At 69.4% G+C, this 7,115-nt stretch carries 2 protein-coding genes; one reads left to right on the top strand and one right to left on the bottom strand.

Annotation, left to right across the window (positions count from 1 at the left end):
- The first annotated feature begins 48 nt into the window (after nucleotides 1-48).
- The gene (locus tag AC30N0_RS10630; RefSeq protein ID WP_489517888.1) at nucleotides 49-3,132 is read left to right on the top strand and encodes an adenylate/guanylate cyclase domain-containing protein; all 3,084 of its coding nucleotides are present in this window, start codon (nucleotides 49-51) and stop codon (nucleotides 3,130-3,132) included.
- Nucleotides 3,133-3,181: 49 nt separating this feature from the next.
- Here the strand turns inward: AC30N0_RS10630 and rpoC are convergent.
- Nucleotides 3,182-7,115 (bottom strand): DNA-directed RNA polymerase subunit beta' (gene rpoC, locus AC30N0_RS10625; protein WP_489517887.1); only part of this gene is annotated, 3,934 nt, incomplete at its 5' end.

Raw genomic sequence — 7,115 nt, 5'->3', positions numbered from 1 at the left:
CCCACCGCCCAGCCCGGAGCGGCTGAAGCCGAGCGCCGACAGGCGACGGTGATGTTCTCCGACCTCTCGGGCTACACCGCACTCAACGAGGCGCTGGACCCGGAAGAGGTGGAAGCGATCATGGTCCGCATCAAGCAGAGCGCGATCGAGGTCGTGGAACGGCGCGGCGGCACCGTGAACCAGTTCGTCGGCGACGAGATCATGGCCCTCTTCGGCGTGCCGGTCGCGCGGCGCGACGATGCGCGCAACGCGGTGGCCGCCGCGCTCGAGTTGCACCAGGTCGTCGACGAGCTCGTCGCGGCGCTGTCGCCGCCGGTCGGTCATGCGCTCATGCTGCACACCGGGATCAACACCGGACTCGTCGTCGCCCGTCGCAGCGATGCGCGCGCCGGCGACTACGCCCTGACCGGTGACGCCGTCAATACCGCGGCGCGCCTGCGCAGCCTGGCTCGCGCGGGCGAGGTCGTCGTCAGCGCGAGCACCTGGCTGCAGGTGTCCGACTTCTTCAGTGCCGACGCCGGGGCGCCGGTCGAGGTCAAGGGCAAGGAGCACCCCCTCGTCGCCTACCGCGTGCTCGGGGAACGCATGGCGCCCGCGGCAGGGGGCGGCGAGCTCGTCGGCCGGGACGAGGAGTTGCGCGACTTCCGGGCCATCGCCGAAGGCTGTGCCGAGCGCAGGCGGGGCCGGGTCCTCGTCGTCCGCGGCGACCCTGGGGTCGGAAAATCGAGGCTGGTCGCCGAGTTCGCGGCCATTGCCCGCGCCGGCGGGTTCTCCTGCCACGGCGCCGCGGTGCTCGATTTCGGCGCTGAGACCGGCCGCGACGCCGTCCGGAGCCTCGCACGCAGCCTGCTGGGCCTCGCCGGCACCGCCGACGAAGCCGGGCGGCGCGAGGCGATCGTGCGGTCGGGCGCCTCGGCGGCCAGCGGTGCCGACCGTCGCCTCTGCCTCTACGACCTGCTCGACGTCGACCCGCCGCCCGAGCTGCGCGCGCTCGCGGCCGCGATGAGCACGATCGCCCGCGAGCAGGGCTCCCTGCATGCCCTGTGCGACCTGGCGGAGGCAGCCGGGGCGGCAGCGCCGCTCCTGCTCGTGGTCGAGGACATCCACTGGGCCGACCCCTGGACGCTCGAGCGGCTCGCGGCGTTGGCGGTCCTCGCGTCGCGAAAGCCGCTGCTGCTGGTCATGACGACGCGCTTTGCCGGCGATCCGACGGCGGGCGCCTGGCGCACCGCGCTGCACGGCGCGCCGCTCATCGGCATCGACCTTGGCGCCCTCGGGCCCGCGGATTCGCTGCGGCTGGCCACACGGGCCTCGTCGATGTCGCCGGCGCTGGTCGAGAGCTGCGTCGAGCGGGCCGAGGGCAATCCGCTCTTTCTGCTGCAGCTTCTTCTGAACGCCGGCGAAGGCGCACAGGCGAGCCTGCCCGGGTCGATCCAGGCGCTGGTTCATACCCGAGTCGACCGCCTGCCCGCCGTGGACAAGGTGGCCCTGCAGGGCGCAGCGGTGCTCGGCCAGCGCTACGGCCTCGAGGCGCTTCGGTTCCTGATCGACGACCCGGCCTACGACTGCCGGCTCCTCGCCGACCACTTCCTCGTTCGCGCCGACGGCGCCGAGTTCATGTTCTGCCATGCGCTCATCCGCGACGGCGTCTACGCATCGCTGCTGCACAAGCGCCGCCGGGCGCTGCACGCCCGTGCCGGCGAGTGGTTCGCCCGCGACGATCTCGCGCTCGCCGCCGAGCATTTCGATCGAGCCGCGGACGCCAGGGCCGCCCCGGCCTATCTGAAGGCGAGCGAGGCCGCGGCGGCCCAGTTCCGCCACGCGGCGGCGCTGACGCTTGTCGAGCGCGGCCTTGCCTCGGCCACCGAGCAAGGCACTCGGTTCGCGCTGCTGATGATGCGCGGACGGCTGCTTGTCGAGCTCGGCCGCTCCGGTGAGGCGATCGATGCCTGTCGGACCGCGCTCGCGACGGCCGCGAGCGCCGGCGACCGCGCGACCGCGATGATCGCGATGGCGGCCGGGATGCGACTCAACGATCGCATCGCCGAAGGCCTGGCGACGCTCGACGAGGCGCAACCGCTGGCAGAGGCGGCCGGTCTCGCGCCTGAACTTTCGCGCCTGCACCACCTGCGCGGCAACCTGCTCTTCCCGCTCGGTCGTTCGGCCGAGTGCCTGCGCGAGCACGAGTTGGCGCGCCAGCACGCCCGTGCGTCGGGCTCGCTCGAGGCCGAGGCCGCTGCCATCGGCGGCCTCGGCGATGCCTACTACCTGCACGGCCGCATGCGATCGGCGAATCAGCAGTTCCGCGCTTGTGTGGCCCTGGCGCGGGAACACGGCTTCGGCCGCCTGGAGGTGGCCAATCTCTCGATGATCGGCTGGACGGGGATCCATCTGGCCGAGTTCGGCTCCGCGGTCGCGATCGGCCACGAGGCGATCGAGCTCGCGCAGCGCGCCTCGCAGCCGCGCGCTGAACTCATGGCGCGCCAGCTCGTCGCCTGGGTCGAAGGCCTGATCCGGGGCCGCCTCGACGAAGCCGAAGCGCAGGCTGACGCAGCGCTTCGGCTCGCGCGCGCGGTGGGTGCCAAGCGCTTCGAGGCGCAGACCCACGGCATGGTCGCGATGATTGCGTTGCGGCGGGGCGACCGCGAGCGAGCGCGCCGGCTGGCGCGCGACGCAATCGCGATCTGCCGCGAGCACGGCATGGGTCATATCGGTCCATGGGTCCACGGCGCCTGCGCGCTGGTGGAAACCGACGCCGAGGCGCGTCGCCTCTGGCTCGAGGAGGGCGAGAGGCAGCTCGGACTCGGCTGCGTCAGCCACAACCACGTGCAGCTGCGCGAGCTTGCCATCGATGCGCTGCTCGATCTCGGCGACGGCGATGGCGTCGAGCGCGAGTGCGCGCGAATCCGCGCCTACACCGCCAACGAATCGCTGCCGATGAGCGAGCTCGTCGTCGCCCGCGGCCTCGCGCTCGCGCGCTTCGTGCGCGGCGATCGCGGCGCGGACTTGCTGGCCGAGCTGCGCCGCCTTCGGTCCGCCCTCGCCGAGTCGGAGATGAACACCTTCCTGCCGTCGCTCGACGCGGCGATCGCTGCTTTCGACGCCCCCGCCGCAGCGGTGCCCGCACATTGACGAAAGGGCAGCCCGCAGGCTGCCCTTTCGTTCGCCGGAACGGCCGCCGCTACTCGGTCGCCGCTGCTGCCGCAGCCGCGGCGTCGCTCGCCGCATCGACCTGCTGCATCTGCACCGCCGCGAGCTCCTCGGCTTCCTGGACGGCGATGGCGCGGCGCTCGGCGTCGTCCATCGCTTCCTTGGCCTTGCGCGCCTCGTGGAACGCCATGCCCGTGCCGGCGGGGATGAGCCGGCCCACGATGACGTTTTCCTTCAGCCCGCGCAGCTCGTCGCGCTTGCCCATGATGGCCGCTTCGGTCAGCACCCGCGTGGTCTCCTGGAAGGACGCCGCGGAGATGAAGCTGTCGGTCGACAGCGACGCCTTGGTGATGCCCAGCAGGACGTCGGCATAGGTCGCCGGCAGCTTGCCCTCGGCCACGGCCTTGTCGTTGCGACCGAAGAGCTCGGAGCGCTCGACCTGCTCGCCCAGGATGTAGGACGTCTCGCCGGGGTTCGTGATCTGCACGCGACGAAGCATCTGGCGAACGATCACCTCGATGTGCTTGTCGTTGATCTTCACGCCCTGCAGGCGATAGACGTCCTGCACCTCGTCGACGATGTAGCGCGCCAGCTCCTCCATGCCCAGGAGGCGCAGGATGTCCTGCGGATCGGCCGGCCCGTCGACGATCGACTCGCCCTTGTTCACCACCTGTCCCTCGTGGACGACGATGTTCTTTTCCTTCGGCACCAGCTCCTCGTAGACCTTGCCTTCCGGGTCGGTGATTTGCAGGCGGACCTTGCCCTTGGTCTCCTTGCCGAACGAGACCGTGCCCGTCATCTCGGCCAGCGTGCCCTTGTCCTTCGGCGTGCGGGCCTCGAAGAGCTCGGCCACGCGCGGCAGGCCGCCCGTGATGTCGCGCGTCTTCTGCCCTTCGACCGGGATCCGCGCCAGCACCTCGCCCGGGGCCAGGTCCTGCCCGTCGCGGATCTGGATCAGCGAGCCGATCGGGAAGCCGATCGTCACCGAGTGGTCGGTGCCGGGGATCTTCACCTCGTTGCCCGCCGTGTCCAGCAGCTTGACCTGCGGCCGGATCACCTTGGTCGCACCGCGACGCTTCGGGTCGATGACCACCAGGGTCGACAGGCCGGTGACCTCGTCGACCTGCTTGGCGACGGTCGAGCCCTCCTCGACGTTCTCGAACTTCGCGCGGCCGGCGAACTCGGTGATGATCGGTCGGGTCAGCGGGTCCCAGTTGGCGAGCACCGTCCCGGCCTTGATCTGCTGGTCGGACTTGATGCCCAGCAGGGCGCCGTACGGCACCTTGTGGCGCTCGCGCTCGCGACCGTGCGGGTCGGTGATGATAATCTCGCCGGAACGGGAGATCACCACCAGTTCGCCCTTGCCGTTGGTCACGTAGCGCATGGTCGGGTTGAAGCCGACCGTTCCGTCGGACTTGGCGTCGACGCTGGAGGCGACCGCCGCCCGCGAAGCCGCACCGCCGATGTGGAAGGTGCGCATCGTCAGCTGCGTGCCCGGCTCGCCGATCGACTGCGCCGCGATGACGCCGATCGCCTCGCCGACGTTGATCAGCCCGCCACGGCCGAGGTCGCGGCCGTAGCACTTGGCGCAGATGCCGAAGCGCGTCGAGCACGTCAGCGCCGTGCGCACCTTGACCTCGTCGACCGCCGCTGCCTCGAGCTCGTCGAGCACGTCCTCGTCGAGCATCTCGCCGGCACGCAGGAGCACCTCCTGCGTCTCCGGCCCGACGACGTCGACCGCTGCGACGCGGCCGAGGATCCGGTCGCGCAGGCTCTCGATCACCTCGCCGCCTTCGACCAGGGCGCGCATGTTCAGCCCGTTCATGGTCGCGCAGTCTTCCTCGATGACCACGAGGTCCTGCGTCACGTCCACGAGGCGGCGCGTCAGGTAGCCGGAGTTGGCCGTCTTCAGCGCCGTGTCGGCCAGGCCCTTGCGGGCGCCGTGCGTCGAGATGAAGTACTGCAGGACGTTCAGGCCTTCGCGGAAATTCGCCGTGATCGGCGTCTCGATGATCGAGCCGTCCGGCTTGGCCATCAGGCCGCGCATGCCCGCCAGCTGGCGGATCTGCGCCGCCGAGCCGCGCGCCCCGGAGTCGGCCATCATGTAGATGGAGTTGAACGACTCCTGGTCGACTTCCTTGCCGTTGCGGTCGATGACCTTCTGCTTGGAGAGCTGGGCCATCATGACCTTGCCGACCTCGTCGCCGGTCTTGCCCCAGATGTCGACCACCTTGTTGTAGCGCTCGCCGGAGGTCACCAGGCCCGAGACGTACTGCTGCTCGATCTCCTTGACTTCCTTTTCGGCGCGCTCGATGAGGCCCGGCTTTTCCTTCGGCACGAGCATGTCGTCGATCGCGATCGAGATGCCGGCGCGCGTCGCCAGGCGGAAGCCCGCCTGCAGCAGCTTGTCGGCGAAGACGACCGTCTCCTTCAGGCCGCATTTGCGGAAGGAGGTGTTGATGAGGCGCGAGATCTCCTTCTTCTTCAGCGTCTTGTTGAGGTTCGAGAAGGCGAGTCCTCGCGGCAGGATCTCCGAGAGGAGGGCCCGGCCGACGGTGGTGTCGACGAGCTTGGTCACCGGAGTGAACTCGCCGCTGTCCTTGTCCTTCTCGTACTCGGTCAGGCGCACCGTGACCTTGGCCGTCACCTCGACCTGCTCGTTGTCGAGCGCGCGCTGCACCTCGGCCACGTCGGCGAAGATGATGCCTTCGCCCTTGGCGTTGATGCGGTCGCGGGTCGCGTAGTAGAGGCCGAGCACGACGTCCTGCGAGGGCACGATCGACGGCTCGCCGTTGGCCGGGAACAGCACGTTGTTCGACGCCAGCATCAGCGTGCGCGCTTCCATCTGCGCCTCGATCGACAGCGGGATGTGCACGGCCATCTGGTCGCCGTCGAAGTCGGCGTTGAACGCCGCGCAGACGAGCGGATGCAGCTGGATCGCCTTGCCTTCGATCAGCACCGGCTCGAAGGCCTGGATGCCGAGCCGGTGCAGCGTCGGGGCGCGGTTCAGGAGCACGGGGTGCTCCTTGATCACTTCCTCGAGGATGTCCCAGACCACGGGCGTGCCGGTCTCGACTTCCTTCTTCGCCGCCTTGATCGTGGTGGCGATGCCCATCGCCTCGAGGCGCGAGAAGATGAAGGGCTTGAACAGCTCGAGCGCCATCAGCTTCGGCAGGCCGCACTGGTGCAGCTTCAGCGTCGGGCCGACGACGATGACCGAGCGGCCCGAGTAGTCGACGCGCTTGCCGAGCAGGTTCTGGCGGAAGCGGCCGCTCTTGCCCTTGATCATGTCGGCGAGCGACTTGAGGGCACGCTTGTTGGCGCCAGTCATCGCCTTGCCGCGACGGCCGTTGTCGAGCAGTGAATCGACCGCTTCCTGAAGCATGCGCTTCTCGTTGCGGACGATGATCTCGGGCGCCTTCAGCTCGAGCAGCCGCGCCAGGCGGTTGTTGCGGTTGATGACCCGGCGGTAGAGGTCGTTCAGGTCGGAGGTCGCGAAGCGGCCGCCGTCCAGCGGCACCAGCGGGCGGAGATCCGGCGGCAGGACCGGCAGGACCTCCATCACCATCCACTGCGGCTTGATGCCCGACTTCTTGAAGGCCTCCATGACCTTCAGGCGCTTCGAGTTCTTCTTGACCTTGAGCTCGGAGCCGGTCATGTCGCCGCGCAGCTTCTCGATCTCGATGTCGAGGTCGATCTCGGCCAGCAGCTTGTGCACGCCTTCGGCGCCCATGAGGGCGATGAACTCGTCACCGTACTCGGTGCGCTTCGCGTCGAAATCGTCCTCGGTCATGATCGAGAACTTCTTGAGCGGCGTCATGCCCGGATCGACGACCACGTACGCCTCGAAGTAGAGCACCCGCTCGATGTCGCGCAGCGTCATGTCGAGCACGAGGCCCAGGCGCGACGGCAGCGACTTGAGGAACCAGATGTGCGCGCACGGCGCGGCCAGGTCGATGTGACCC

Origin of the sequence: Rhizobacter sp. (genome assembly GCF_031412495.1) — a bacterium.
Taxonomy (GTDB): Bacteria; Pseudomonadota; Gammaproteobacteria; order Burkholderiales; family Burkholderiaceae_C; genus Schlegelella_A.
This window is presented reverse-complemented; position numbering and strand designations above follow the sequence as displayed.